Here is a 13,147-nt window from a genome sequence, read left to right on the forward strand (position 1 = left end):
AACTAAGATTAAAGTGCATTAAACCGAACATTATGTCAATAGTTTTTTCTGACTATGTTTAGGAGAGTCCCTCGTTAGATAGCTACTTATTGTCATTATTATTTCATGTTATAGTGTCTTATGTAACGATGAAAAATAAAAAAATTGCATTTGATACAATAATTAGACTAACGGGTTCACTCTGCCTGGTTCTTGCTGTGCTTTTTTGGATCCCGGGTTTACAAAACAGAACAATCGGAGGGGTATTCTTATGGATATCTATTTTGGCCAGCATTGTCGGTATCGTAGGGTCATATTTTGGGAAGAGATCCTGGTATAGTGGCGTGCTTCTATTGGCAACTTATTTATTTGTGATTTCACGCTACAATCCAAATCAGGTTATGCAATTTATCGTTATGGTTCTAGTTCTTTTTGTTGCCTTTGGCGGACTTACGAATAACTTTATTAAGCGCGTCTACTCTAAAAGATTATTTATCAAAAAAATCACATGAAGATATATTTTGGCGCTGATCACGATGGTAATCCATTAAAGGAAGTTATAAAAAACGAGTTAAAAAGGGATGGATATGAAATATATGATTTAAGCCCAAGCACTCCTGAAGGGGGTGACGATTATCCCGACTATGCCTTTGCGGTCGCGGAAGAGATTGCAAAAGATGCGGACGCGCGGGGAATTTTAATTTGTGATACGGGTATCGGCATGTCAATCGCGGCCAACAAAATTAAGGGGGCGCGAGCGGCCCTTGTGTTGGATACTTTTGGCGCAAAAAGGGCGCGCGAACATAATGACGCGAATATTATAGTATTTGGTACAAGCGAAATTAAAAAAAATGTCGCGATAGAATCCACGAAATATTTTCTTGAAACAATGTTTAGTTCCGCCGAGCGTCATGTTCGAAGGGTTGGTAAAATTAATTTGCGCGACCGATTTTGTTAGAATAAATTCTAAAATATGGGATGCATAATAGAACCGGCAATAAATGTGTACGCGAAAGAGGAGTACATTAGGAGAATAACTAGCGCGAAAAAGCTTGCTCCGATTATTCAGTTCGATGTTATTGATGGTGTTTTCGCGCAACCGGGAAATTTTAACGATCCAGAAATTGTAAAAAATAATTTACCGTCGAGACAAATTGATTTGCATTTGATGGTGATGGATTTTAAGAGAGAACTTGATGGGTGGTTAAAAATTAAGCCGGAGAGAGTAATTATACATATTGAACAGCCCGGTGATTTAGGGGAAAACCTTAAAATATTAGCAGAAAATAATATAAAAAAAGGTCTAGCGGTCGCGCCGTTTACGCCATTGGAAAAATTGATACCTTTTGTTGGACGGATTGATTATTTGTTGTTGATGAGTGTAGTTCCCGGGAGAAATGGACAAAAGTTTATTCCTGAAACTATTAACAAGCTAAAGATTCTTCGTGCTAAATATAAAACACTGCAAATTGGTGTTGATGGCGGTATCGAACAAGGGAACGTAAGTGAACTGGTTAAAGGCGGTGCTAACAATATCGTAGTTGGATCAGCATTGTTTAATGGTGATGTCGGGAAAAGATATCAGGAATTAACGAAAATTATTACACAGCAATAATGAGGGGTTTATTTTTTATTAGGCCCTAATAATTAACCATTAATTTATGTTGGAGATTCAGAGCATCACAAAACTATAACCCCCCGCCCTCTTGCTTTTTTGGGCGTTAGAGACTATAGTAACAAACCAATGGGTACCAGGACGGAATTAAAAATAGAATACCTTAAACAAATCTTTAAGGGATCAGATGATCTAATTCGCGATCTGGAACGAATTACACACATGCAGGACGTTACAAAAGGGCAACTCATTGCCGGGCCACAGATTAATTGCGAGAATATCTATATATTAAAAAAAGGATCGATTAATACCTATTTTGTTTATGATGGTAAAAAAATTATTGTTGACACGCTAAAACCGGGAGATATTTTTGGTGATGTCAATGGCGTGGGTTCGGTTGCCGGTGCGTGTGACGAATCGCCGTTTGTGGAAGTTAGAGAGGACAGCGTTTTGTCGATTGCAAATAGCCGAGACCTATATCGTGTCATGCAACGTTATCCTGATTTGGCGATTCAGGTCTTAAGAAATGTCGGAAATCGTTTATCGAGGGCGGAAAGAAAAATACAAGATTTGGCGTTGCGTCCGGTGAGTGAACGTATTGTAAGGGAACTGACACGGTTGGCGGAAATTAACGGTGAAAATACGGTCGGATATTACCGACTTGATGGGACTATCACGCACGAGCAATTGGCGATGATGGTTGGTGCCACAAGGGAGACGGTTACAAAATCATTAACAATTTTGCGGTCAAAAGGAATTGTGAATATTCGGCAGAATCATTACATTATTAATAAACAAATGACACAACCGCGTTTTACAGTGTGACAAAAGTCACAACTGGTGTAATTTTTCATAAGTACAATTCCTATTATGAAATTCACTAAAAAGGTTGCTCAAAATGTTTTGTTGAAACAGGAGGTGAGGAACCCAAAAATTCTTGTTTTGTTTTATTCCCTCTACGGACATATGTTACCAATGGCTGAGGCGGTGGCAAAAGGTGTGGAAATTAGCGGGGGAGAAGTAATATTTAGACAAGTGGACGAGGTTATACCGAAAAAAAAATGGACGACAGCAATGAAACAAGCTAAAAAACAAATGAGCAAAATTGCGATTGCTGACCCATATGATGATTTAAAAGATATTGATGGCGTGATTGTTGGTGGGCCTGTGAGATATGGAACTATTTCTACCCAGATGAAAGCTTTTTGGGACCAGACCTCGCAGGCCTGGTCAGAGGGGGTCCTAAACGGTAAGCCTGCTGGAGTTTTTGGTAGCACGGCTACCCAGCACGGTGGCAATGAAGTTGGCTTGATTACCATGATTGTGACATTACTGCATCATGGTTGCTATATTGTCGGACTGCCATTTAGCGAAAAAACCAACAGTGCGGGGTTGAGAGTCGTGGATGAAGTTTCCGGCGGTTCGCCTTACGGCCCGACAACTATTACCGGACCGATGGGGGAACGATCACCATCACAAAACGAATTGTCTCTCGCGCGATTACTGGGTGAAACAGTAACTACCGCGGCAAAAAAATTAATGTTTTAATTATAAAAAATTTAAGATATGAAATACGAATTACCAAAATTGGCATACGCTTACGACGCGCTTGAACCGCACATCGATGAATTAACAATGCATGTACACCACGATAAACATCATCAAACATATTTAGACAAACTAAACATTGCGATTTCAGGGCACTCTGATTTTGATGGTGTGGAGATTGAAACTGTTTTACGGAACATAAAAAGCGTGGACGAAAAAATCCAACAAGCCGTTATAAATAATGGAGGCGGGCACAGTAACCACAGTATCTATTGGACCAATCTTTCCCCAAATGGTGGTGGGGAACCGACGGGCGAAATTAAAAAGGCGATAAAATCCGAGTTTAATAATTTTGAGGACTTCAAAGCCAAATTTACGGAAACAGCAATGAATGCTTTTGGCAGTGGTTGGACATGGTTAGTTATTAAAGATGATAAATTGACTATTTTATCTCGCCTAAATCAAGATAGTCCATTACTTGACGGGTATGAGCCGTTATTAAGTTTAGATCTATGGGAACACGCTTATTATTTGAAATATCAAAACAGGCGCGCAGAGTATGTCGGCAACTGGTGGAACCTCATAAATTGGGAAAACGTAAATTCTAGATTAAAAAACAAATAGGATTATCGAGCGGTATACTGGCTAAAATTTGGAACCGGCGTTAAAATGTTGTTGACACAAATAAATGATAGACATTTCAAATATTCCAAAAAAGCTGGTATATAGTATTTCTTCGATTGCTGTTGTGGGCATCCTTTTTGGTGCCTATTTTGCCACCAGGGGCAATATCCAGCCAATTGGCGATATACCAGTCGCGACGGTTAAACCCAATGGCGAGAATAATACTTTTGGCAGTACGTTTAGTAATTTTATTCTTGGAAGATCGGCAGATGGCTCGGCAATAGGCAGTAAAACACCGCTTGTAAGGGCCACAAAATTTAGTGCCGGAGAGAAAGTTGGGCTTAGAGTTCAAACCAGCAGTGAGGTAGTTGTCGCGTTTCCCATTGAATTGAGATTTTTAAGGCAAGATTCTAGTGAGGAGACTCCATCGCTTCAACCATTTCGCCAAAAATTTTCGATTAAACCGGGTTTAAGAAGCTATTGTTGTCTCACTATCCCAAAAGAAGCCGGAAACTTTAGTATTGGTATTTTGAGAAATAATTCATTTGTTGGTTCGATTGCAAATATTGTTGTTGTACCTGCCAAAGTAGATGAGGGTGGATCAATTTTTGGTTTGTAAAAATTATTTACGGACGAAGTCTAAATCTAATCCTGAAATCAAAATTTCACGGTGACCGAGAATATAATCGCGTGCCGGCATTTTATTTTTATTTTGTGGCTGTACGGTAATAATATCTAGCGCACTATTTTCGCCACAGCACACTGATAAAACACCGGTTGTATTAATAAAAGTATCGCCAGGAATTCTTCCTGATGTATCTGCGGAAGATAAACGCGCTTCGTGAATTTTTAGAAGTGAATGATTAGATTTTAACGTTGTCCAGGCAATTGGCCAGGGTTGAAAAGCACGGACTTGTCGTTCGATCTTCTGTGCTGTTTGAGACCAATTTATTTGACCATCATTCTTTGAAAGTTTTTTACAAACGCTAATGCCTTCATGTAATTGGGGAACAGGCTTAATTTCTCCGACAATGAGCCGTGTGAGTGTTTTGACTAACAAAACACCACCGATATTGGAGAGTTTTTCGCTAAGGGTGCCTGCTGTGTCGCTTGGTGCAATCTTGACTTCTTCCTGACTAAGAATAGGGCCGGTATCCATCCCGGCATCCATTTGCATAATACTTACGCCAGTAATTATTTCATCCGATAAAATGGCGGCCTGAATGGGGGATGCACCGCGATACTTTGGGAGCAGTGATCCATGGACGTTGATTGATCCGAATTTTGGTAAGTTGAGCAGGGTTTTAGGTAATATTTTTCCATATGCAACGACAATAAAAATATCGGGATGTATCGCCGATAATTTATTAAAAAATTCGGTATCGTTAAGATTTTCCGGTTGCAAGGTTGAAATTTTATTTTCATTCGCCCATTTTCCAATGACGTTCCGAGAGATTTTTTTTCCTCTTCCAAACGGCTTATCCGGCTGAGTTACAACAGCGACGATATTAAATGGCGTATCGTAAAGGCAAATGAGCGAGGGGAGCGAAAATTCCGCGGAACCAAAAAAAACTACACGGATTTTCGTATTGTTTTCTTTATTCATTGCCAAGCCCTAGAAGAGAATTCTATTCTCTTGATAGTTCGAGATTAAGATTCCGTTTGTGTGATCAATCTCGTGTTGAAATATTTTTGCCAACATATCCTTTGCTTTAATTTCGATAGTTTCTCCTTTTTCGTTCATGCCGGTGATAATAATTTTTTTTGGTCTGGAAATTTTAACAAAGTAGTCCGGAACTGAAAGGCAACCTTCCTCGAGGGCGGAAGTTCCGTTTGATGACCATTTAATTTCCGGGTTAATTATGGCGTATGGCTCTTTTTCGAAATTGATAACTATGACCCGAAGTGAAGCACCAATTTGCGGGGCCGCCAAACCGATCCCATTGGATGCAATGACCGTATCTTTCATATCTGCTATTAAACCCTCTATTTCCGAGCTTAAGGGGCGTGAAACCATTTTGCCTGGTGCAGAAAGGATCTTGTTAGGAGCGTGGAGAATTGATCTTATTGACATACTTATTCCTGTACATTGTAATTCAAGCCCGATTTTTCGCAATAGGTTAGTGGTTTTATTGGACGAAGTCTGAAATTTTGCTTTTATTCTAGTGCGTAACTATGATTGAGATTGTGATCAAATACGCATGAAAATTCTAATTGTAGCGCCATATTTTTATCCCGCGTATGTATACGGGGGACCAATTGACGTTGAATATCAGACCGGCAAGGCTTGGGTGGAACAAAACCAAACAGTAACGGTTGTATCCACAAATGCGAACGGTAAAAAAGATATGGAGTTAAATAACGAATTTCCGGTTTATGTCGCGGGAATGTCAGTATATTATTGCAAAAGGTCGTGTTTGTCGGCGGTGTCATGGCGGATGCTGGTTGTTCTTTTCCAGCAAATTAAAAAAACCGATATTGTTGCACTTCATTTTGTGTATTCATTTCCAACCATTCCGACAATAATTTTATGTAAAGTATTTAAAAAAGAATTATTATGGCGTCCGCATGGGGCACTACAACGGTGGTCGGGAACAAAAAAACAATGGCTAAAAAATATATGGAACGAAATTTGTAAAATATTGCTTCCGGAGAGTACGCATATTTTATTTACTTCAATGGCAGAATGGGAAGAATGTAAAAAAATATTTCCGAACTCAAAACCACTCATTGTGCCAAATGGCGTTGTTGTTCCATTGGCGGAACCTGTCAAAATATTTTCAAAAAAGATTCGTCTTCTGTTTCTGGGTAGGATTGATCGGATAAAAGGATTAGAAAACTTATTGATGGCCATAAGAATGATTGATCAAGAAAAGTTTACGTTGGACATCTGCGGCGACGGTGCAAGCTCGTATATCAATGAAATAAAACAAAAAATCGAGGAATATCATATTAGTGATCGGGTGTTTATGCGTGGGGAGGTTTCTCGTGAAAACCTTGCACAAACATTTGCGAAGGCAGATTTTTTAGTAGTTCCTTCGCATACGGAAAATTTTGGTCAGGTTGTTGTTGAGGCCCTGGCTCACGCGGTGCCGGTGATCGCCTCAAAGGGGTCGCCATGGGAAAAAATGGAAGAAATTGGTTGTGGTTTGTGGGTCGAAAACGATCCAAAAAGTTTGGCCGCCGCAATCATAAAAATGAGCAAATTACAAATTTTGGAGATGGGAAGACGCGGTAGAACTTGGATGCAGAAAGATTTTGATTGGTCGCAAAATGCAAAAAAAATATTGCCAGTTCTGGAAACCCGTAACTAATTTAATTTAATGATATCATTCAAGGAAAGAGGGGCATCTATCGACCACGAACTTGGCACGTACTTTATTGATTCACGTATTATTTGGTGTTGACCTCGAAAAATAATTTGACCTACAAATTTTGTGCGTCTTTTATAGATCAGAGTATTAATTTTTGTACTTATACAATTTAAACTAATTTTAGCTTTTATTTTAAGTATTTCTTTTTGAGCAAGGATTTCGGAGGTGAATTCTTTTTCACATGTCATCAATAGCGCGTATGGTGGGAACCAAAGTTCTTTTCGGTCGCGTAAATCATTCTTTATTAATTCATCAATCTTATTATTTTTAATATAGTTAATTATTCCTGAAGAGCCATTTGAGTCTTCGATATAAATTAATTTTTCAGTTGAGTTTTTAATTAGTCCATATAATCTTTTTAGGGTGATCAGTGTTTCCTCAAGCGCACTAAAGCTTGTGGAATTTACGATGGAGGTAAAATCGGGAATTATGCAATAATCAAAAATTTTTGAGTCGATTGTGGAAAAAATCTTTTGTGTCGCGATTACTATATTTGCGTCTACTAAAGATTGCGTCGGGGTGTTAATTTGTTTTGTATCTCGATCAATTCTTAAAATATTCAATTGAGGAAATTCTCGTTTGAGTGATTGTTCAACAGAGTGTGTCCCATGTTTAAGGGCATTCAATTTTGGGCTGCCACACTTGTTGCAAAACGCGCGAAGCGAACCTTTGATGGATTTACATGTTTTGCAAAACAAGTCTCGTGTTTGTCTTTGAAGAATGGTCCCACACTGTTCGCAACGAAGCGTGTTTCCGCAATCCCTACATACATACAAACTCTCATAACCTATTGCGTTGTGGTATATGAGGATTTTTTTCCCCTGGTTAATATTCAGGCGAATTAAATTAATCGTTTCCTTTGAAATGAAACTCGACTCATCCCAATTTTTATTAAGAACGATGATATTTTTTAAACCCAAGGACCCAACTTTCATTTTTCGAGAAGAATAAAGGTCAAAAGAGGGGAGTATAGAAATATGGATTAGGGGAATTTTTTGTAATTTAGATTTTAGGTAGGCGCCAATTCGCGCGTCATAATGTGGATGCATATTCCATTGACGGTGAGACGATAGTGCCGGTTCAAGTAAAATAATAGTTACGAGATTTGAAAAAGGAAGGAATATGCCGCTATGAGTAGCGACGATAACGCATGATTCATTTTTTGTTATTGCTGAAATAGTTTCTGTTTTTTCTTTTTGTGATAATTGGGTGTTGTAGAATAAACAAATTCGCCTATTAGTTTTACAAACCTCAAGAACCTTATTTCCCATAATAATTTCAGGGATTAAAACCAGTACTTGTCCTGATGGGGCTTCTTTGATGGATTTATCGAGCTCGTTTTCCTTAAACTTGAATTTTATGGAACCGCGCTTCTTTGGTGAAGTTTGTTTTGGAAAACATAATTCGGTTGAGAATTTTCTATTTAAAACTAGCGTCTTCGTCACTAGTGACAGCGACTCAAAAGAGGCACAGGAAAACTTTTCCAGCCACTCAATGTCTTTGAGTGTGACAACTTGTTGTTTTTCAACTCCAATTATTGTTTTTAGATTTGAATAACTGCTTTTAGATTGACGCCAAACTACTCCTTCGATGATACGATTTGCAAAAGGAATTTTTACTAATGTGCCGGGAAAAACAAAAATATTTTCTGGTACAAGATATGAAAATTTCTGATTACCTTGCGGTGGAAGCGTAACGAGAGGTACAACTTCTACAATTTGGTTAGAAGTGTTCATTGATTTTTTCCGTTCCAAAATGATAAAGGCGCAAGTCGGTGATACCGCGATCAATTCCATTCGCACTGCACGTCTCGGCAAGACGTTGTTCCGGTTTTTTATATATCGAAGCCGGTAGGGAATAAGCAATTTTGCTCGTTTCCGTTCTTATTAGTAAACCATTTTCTTGTTTTAACTCACTAATATGAGACAGTAGGTGTGGCGTTTTAATCATCAATAATTCGTAAGTTAAAAATGGTAGATCGTTTTTTCTAAAGGCATACGTTTTTGCCAGGGAAATTGTGTGTGCTTGAATTTCTTCACAAATGGTAGATTTAGAAGGAAAAATGGATCCGACTCGTCCCCTCGGTGTTAGCCCAATTCGTTCAAAGACGGCTATAAATATACCATTCTTTGCCCTTGAGAGCTCGGGCGGTAATTCATAAGGAATTCGGTAAAGCCCTTGCTTCAAGATGTAGTATTCAAAAGTTTTTCGAACAATTTCTATCGACAATTCTCGCATATCTTAATCTTAACACCCTTAGATTGGGGATAAAAGCAATTTTGTCTATAATGAATAGGTGAATATTCATGAGAAATTGATTAACGTGTTTGGTGTACCTGTCGTTTTGGCGAGAAAACAAGATGTAGTTTTATGGTGCAAGAAAAGAATTACGGCAAACATTAAAACCAGAGTTGTTACTGCTAATCCAGAAATATTATTACAGGCTCGTAGCGATGCTTGGTATCATACGGTGGTTCGAACAGCGGACCTTGTTACTCCGGATGGTGCCGGAGTTTGCTGGGCAGCAGTTTTTTGGGGGTTGGCCGATCAATCGCGCGACGTTTTTGATATTATTAAATTATTCGTGAGTACGTTGTGGGAAGTAGTTTTTGGTAATAAGAACAGTGGATATTTTCCTGAACGGGTTTCAGGCTCTGACTTGCTTTGGGATATTGCAAAATTGGCCGAACAATTAAATAAAAAAGTATATTTAATTGGCGGGGAAAATGGGACCGCACAACGGGCAGCGATGCGTATAAAAGGTGAATGTCAAAACCTAAATATTCAAGCGTTTGGTTTAAATCATGTCGCTACGCCATATTCAGTCTATTCATTGCACAATGAAATTGAAAATTTTCAACCGGATATTATCTTTGTGGCGTATGGATCGCCAAAACAAGAGGAGTGGATTAATCAAAATATGCATCGGTATTCCTCGATAGGGCTGGCAATGGGCGTTGGTGGAGCATTAGACTTTATTGCCGGTAATACGGTCCGTGCGCCATTGCGTTTGCAAAATCATGCGTTAGAATGGTTTTGGCGGTTATATCAACGGCCTTCAAGATTTATTCGGGTATTTCGAGCAATTATTGTGTTTCCGGTAATAATTCTTATTTCACAACTTAAAAAGTTTTATGCAAGAAAAATCTGAAAATAAACCAAAGGTTCGAGTTCGGTTTCCGCCGTCACCGACAGGATTCTTACACGTGGGAAGCGCAAGAACGGCTTTGTATAATTTTCTATTTGCCAAATCAAATAATGGCCAACTGATTCTTCGTATTGAAGATACAGACGAAGCGCGTAATAATGCGGACGGGGAGGCGGATATTTTTGAAAGTTTAAAATGGCTGGGAATTAGTTGGGATGAGGGGCCGGACATTGGAGGACCGTCTAAATCATATAAACAATCCGAGCGCGCGGAGATTTATGAATTGGCCGTCAAAAAATTACTTAGTACGGGTAAGGCCTATCGTTGTTTTTGTTCACAAGAGCGTCTTGATAAATTAAGGGATGAATGTGAAGCGGTGAAGATGCCTTTTAAATATGATAATAAATGTAGAGGTATTTCATTGGAGGAAAGTGAAAAGAAGGGTAAGGTCGATAATTTTGTAGTTAGATTAAAAATTAACGAAGGAGAAGAAGTTATTATTAATGATCTTGTTCGTGGAAAAGTCAGGTTTGCGCCGGGGGCGGTTGATGATTTTGTTCTTTCAAAGGGCACAAATAAAGCTCTCTATCACTTAGCGGTTGTCGTTGATGATTATGAGATGAAAATAACTCATATTATTCGAGGTGAAGATGGCCTTAGTAATACGCCAAAACATGTGTTTTTACAGCGCGCACTTGGATATCAGACACCGATATACGCGCACTTACCGCTATTGCTTGATGAACAAAAGAAAAAACTTTCAAAACGCTCGGGGGATGTTTCCTTATTTGTAAAAACATTAAGAGAAGAAGAGGGTTATTTGCCGGAAGCAATTATTAACGGGCTGGCGTTGTTGGGGTGGAATTCGAAAACCGAACAAGATTTGTTTACACTAGAAGAGTTGAAAAATGTGTTTAAGTTGGAAAATGTACAAAAGGCCGGGGCTGTTTTTTCACTAGACCGATTGAATTGGTTGAATAAACAACATATCAGGAAACTCTCTGTCGAAGTTTTAAGGGAAAGAGTAAAACCATTCATGGATAAGGTTGGCGTTAAAGTGGCGGATGATTACTTAATGAGGTTGATCCAAATTGAAAGAGAAAGAATTACACTATTAAAGGAAGTTCCCGGGTTGGTTTTGGACACAATAAGTAATCCTGTTTTGGATAGTGAGAAGATTGCGTGGAAAAAAGATGATAAAAATATAGCAAAAGATGCTTTAGAGTTTTTATTGGATAAAATGGGGCAATTATCCGCAGAAACGTGGTCGGATTTTGAGATGTTACAGTCAAGTATTATGAAGATTGTCGATAAATCGGAAAAAGGAAGAGCGACAATGCTTTGGCCGATGCGTTACGCACTTTCAGGGAAAGAGAAGAGTGCCGGCCCCCAGGAATTGGCCTGGTTGCTTGGAAAAGACGAGACTATTAAGCGAATGCGCGAAGCTGTTGTACAGTTAGGGCCTGGTAATAAATAAACACCCCCATCTTATGTCCACTCCATCTCTGACTACAACCACTTCTCAATCAAAAATCTTTCAACGTACATTTAGTACGTCTCAAGATTTTGTTCAATCAAAGTGGCTGTATTCAGAGCGTATTGAACAGAATATGGAGTGTTTATTTATTACCAAGCCCTTAGGTTAATGGACAATATCAAAATAATAAAAACAATCGGAATCTTGATTATGGGTTTTGTTTGTTTTGGAATTCCTATCGTCACCCATGCCGATGTTTTGGAAGATCTGCGTCAGCAGATGACGGCCAAAAGAAAAGTAATTGATGAGATAGAACAAAAAATTAACGCGTTTAAGTCATCAATCGCGGAGCAACAATTACAAGCAGTTACTTTGTCCGGACAGATTCATGTTATTGATAATGGTGTTAAGAGTTTAACACTGGAGATCGATAAAACAAATGCGCAAATCTCGGAATTGCAAACCGAAAGTGAAGCGTTAAAAGAGGAAATGCAAGCAGTTGACGCGCAAATTAAAAATCAAAAAGAGGTGCTACGGGAGTATCTTCGGACTTTGCAAAACCTAGATACAATTAGCAGTGTGCAGGCATTTTTCAAATATGCCACTTTGTCTGACGCCATAAACGAAATTCGTTCTGTATATCGGGCGGAACAAAATAGTCAAATAACGCTCGATCGAATTCGTGAATTACAGCAAACACTGAAATCGCGCGAAGTAACTTTTAAAGATTTCAAAAGAGAACTTGATGGTCTTCAAGCAAGACAAGTAAGTCAAAAAAATATTTTGGGTCAACAGCAAGAAGCAAAAAGTAGACTTTTAGTATTAACTCGTGCTCAGGAATTTGAGTATAATAAATTATTGTCTCAATCCATGGCGGCTCAAAAAAGACAAGATGCCGAGATTACGCGTTTAGACGCGGCGATTCGTCTGGAGCTGGAAAAACAAGGATATCGCAAGCTTTCCGGTGTCGGTAAATTGGATTGGCCCATAGATCCAATTTTTGGTGTTTCATGCGGGTTTCATTGTTCCGGGTACCCTTACGCATCAGTAATTGGCGCACACACCGGAACCGATCTGCCGATTGATGTGGGGACACCCATCAAAGCATCCGCGGACGGCTATGTTGGAAAAGTGAACATTTCAGCCGGATCCGGTTATTCATACATTTTGCTGATTCATGGTGATAATATATCAACGATTTATGGACACGTTATTAATGCCAGCGTTAATGAAGGTTCGTATGTAACCAGAGGGCAGGTTATAGGGCATACGGGTGGTGCTCCTGGCGCGCGTGGTTCCGGACTTTCAACGGGCCCTCATTTACATTTCGAGGTAAGAAAGAATGGAATTCCGGTTGATGCACAAAATTATTTGCCGTAATT

15 protein-coding genes are annotated in these 13,147 nt (G+C 39.0%); 11 read left to right on the plus strand and 4 right to left on the minus strand.

Annotated elements, in window-relative coordinates; genetic code table 11:
• The first annotated feature begins 128 nt into the window (after positions 1 to 128).
• The 7 genes from Q7S57_00575 to Q7S57_00605 all read left to right on the plus strand — a co-directional run bounded on the left by Q7S57_00575 (position 129) and on the right by Q7S57_00605 (position 4,385).
• Complete coding sequence (locus Q7S57_00575) at positions 129 to 491, plus strand: hypothetical protein (GenBank protein ID MDO8511742.1); 363 nt, start codon at positions 129 to 131, stop codon at positions 489 to 491.
• Positions 488 to 937, plus strand: a complete 450-nt coding sequence (locus tag Q7S57_00580; protein MDO8511743.1) for an RpiB/LacA/LacB family sugar-phosphate isomerase — start codon at positions 488 to 490, stop codon at positions 935 to 937. Before Q7S57_00575 ends, Q7S57_00580 begins: the two co-directional genes overlap by 4 nt.
• Positions 938 to 952: 15 nt before the next feature.
• Positions 953 to 1,594 carry a hypothetical protein gene (locus tag Q7S57_00585; GenBank protein ID MDO8511744.1) on the plus strand — a complete coding sequence of 214 codons (642 nt, stop codon included), beginning with the start codon at positions 953 to 955 and terminating at the stop codon, positions 1,592 to 1,594.
• Positions 1,595 to 1,723: 129 nt separating this feature from the next.
• Positions 1,724 to 2,419 carry a Crp/Fnr family transcriptional regulator gene (locus Q7S57_00590; protein ID MDO8511745.1) on the plus strand — a complete coding sequence of 232 codons (696 nt, stop codon included), beginning with the start codon at positions 1,724 to 1,726 and terminating at the stop codon, positions 2,417 to 2,419.
• A gap of 45 nt (positions 2,420 to 2,464) precedes the next feature.
• A complete protein-coding gene (gene wrbA, locus Q7S57_00595; protein MDO8511746.1) occupies positions 2,465 to 3,142 on the plus strand; it encodes an NAD(P)H:quinone oxidoreductase in 678 nt (225 codons plus the stop codon).
• 18 nt (positions 3,143 to 3,160) lie between these two features.
• The gene (locus tag Q7S57_00600; GenBank protein ID MDO8511747.1) at positions 3,161 to 3,766 is read left to right on the plus strand and encodes a superoxide dismutase; all 606 of its coding nucleotides are present in this window, start codon (positions 3,161 to 3,163) and stop codon (positions 3,764 to 3,766) included.
• Between the two features lie 64 nt (positions 3,767 to 3,830).
• Complete coding sequence (locus Q7S57_00605) at positions 3,831 to 4,385, plus strand: hypothetical protein (GenBank protein ID MDO8511748.1); 555 nt, start codon at positions 3,831 to 3,833, stop codon at positions 4,383 to 4,385.
• A 3-nt stretch (positions 4,386 to 4,388) separates the two neighbouring features.
• On the opposite strand, the gene fmt is transcribed toward Q7S57_00605, so the two are convergent.
• Together fmt and def are read right to left on the minus strand one after the other, a co-directional pair.
• The gene (fmt, locus tag Q7S57_00610; GenBank protein ID MDO8511749.1) at positions 4,389 to 5,372 is read right to left on the minus strand and encodes a methionyl-tRNA formyltransferase; all 984 of its coding nucleotides are present in this window, start codon (positions 5,370 to 5,372) and stop codon (positions 4,389 to 4,391) included.
• Between the two features lie 9 nt (positions 5,373 to 5,381).
• The gene (gene def, locus Q7S57_00615; GenBank protein MDO8511750.1) at positions 5,382 to 5,840 is read right to left on the minus strand and encodes a peptide deformylase; all 459 of its coding nucleotides are present in this window, start codon (positions 5,838 to 5,840) and stop codon (positions 5,382 to 5,384) included.
• 127 nt (positions 5,841 to 5,967) lie between these two features.
• On the opposite strand from def, the gene Q7S57_00620 reads away from it, so the two are divergent.
• On the plus strand, positions 5,968 to 7,080 hold the full coding sequence (locus Q7S57_00620; GenBank protein ID MDO8511751.1) for a glycosyltransferase: 1,113 nt from the start codon (positions 5,968 to 5,970) through the stop codon (positions 7,078 to 7,080).
• On the opposite strand, the gene Q7S57_00625 is transcribed toward Q7S57_00620, so the two are convergent.
• Together Q7S57_00625 and Q7S57_00630 are read right to left on the minus strand one after the other, a co-directional pair.
• Positions 7,077 to 8,876: a hypothetical protein gene (locus Q7S57_00625; protein ID MDO8511752.1), complete on the minus strand. Its 1,800-nt coding sequence runs from the start codon at positions 8,874 to 8,876 to the stop codon at positions 7,077 to 7,079. The two genes, Q7S57_00620 and Q7S57_00625, sit on opposite strands and share 4 nt — an antisense overlap.
• Complete coding sequence (locus Q7S57_00630) at positions 8,863 to 9,378, minus strand: hypothetical protein (GenBank protein MDO8511753.1); 516 nt, start codon at positions 9,376 to 9,378, stop codon at positions 8,863 to 8,865. The genes Q7S57_00625 and Q7S57_00630 overlap by 14 nt, the downstream gene beginning before the upstream one ends.
• Positions 9,379 to 9,436: 58 nt before the next feature.
• Between Q7S57_00630 and Q7S57_00635 the strand changes: the two genes are divergently transcribed.
• The 3 genes from Q7S57_00635 (at position 9,437) to Q7S57_00645 (ending at position 13,145) form a co-directional block, all read left to right on the plus strand.
• On the plus strand, positions 9,437 to 10,291 hold the full coding sequence (locus Q7S57_00635) for a WecB/TagA/CpsF family glycosyltransferase (protein ID MDO8511754.1): 855 nt from the start codon (positions 9,437 to 9,439) through the stop codon (positions 10,289 to 10,291).
• Positions 10,275 to 11,765 carry a glutamate--tRNA ligase gene (gltX, locus tag Q7S57_00640; protein ID MDO8511755.1) on the plus strand — a complete coding sequence of 497 codons (1,491 nt, stop codon included), beginning with the start codon at positions 10,275 to 10,277 and terminating at the stop codon, positions 11,763 to 11,765. Before Q7S57_00635 ends, gltX begins: the two co-directional genes overlap by 17 nt.
• A 168-nt stretch (positions 11,766 to 11,933) precedes the next feature.
• On the plus strand, positions 11,934 to 13,145 hold the full coding sequence (locus tag Q7S57_00645) for a peptidoglycan DD-metalloendopeptidase family protein (protein ID MDO8511756.1): 1,212 nt from the start codon (positions 11,934 to 11,936) through the stop codon (positions 13,143 to 13,145).
• The last annotated feature ends 2 nt before the right edge of the window (positions 13,146 to 13,147 follow it).

The sequence above is a fragment of the bacterium genome, assembly GCA_030647555.1.
GTDB lineage: Bacteria > Patescibacteriota > Andersenbacteria > UBA10190 > CAIZMI01 > CAIZMI01.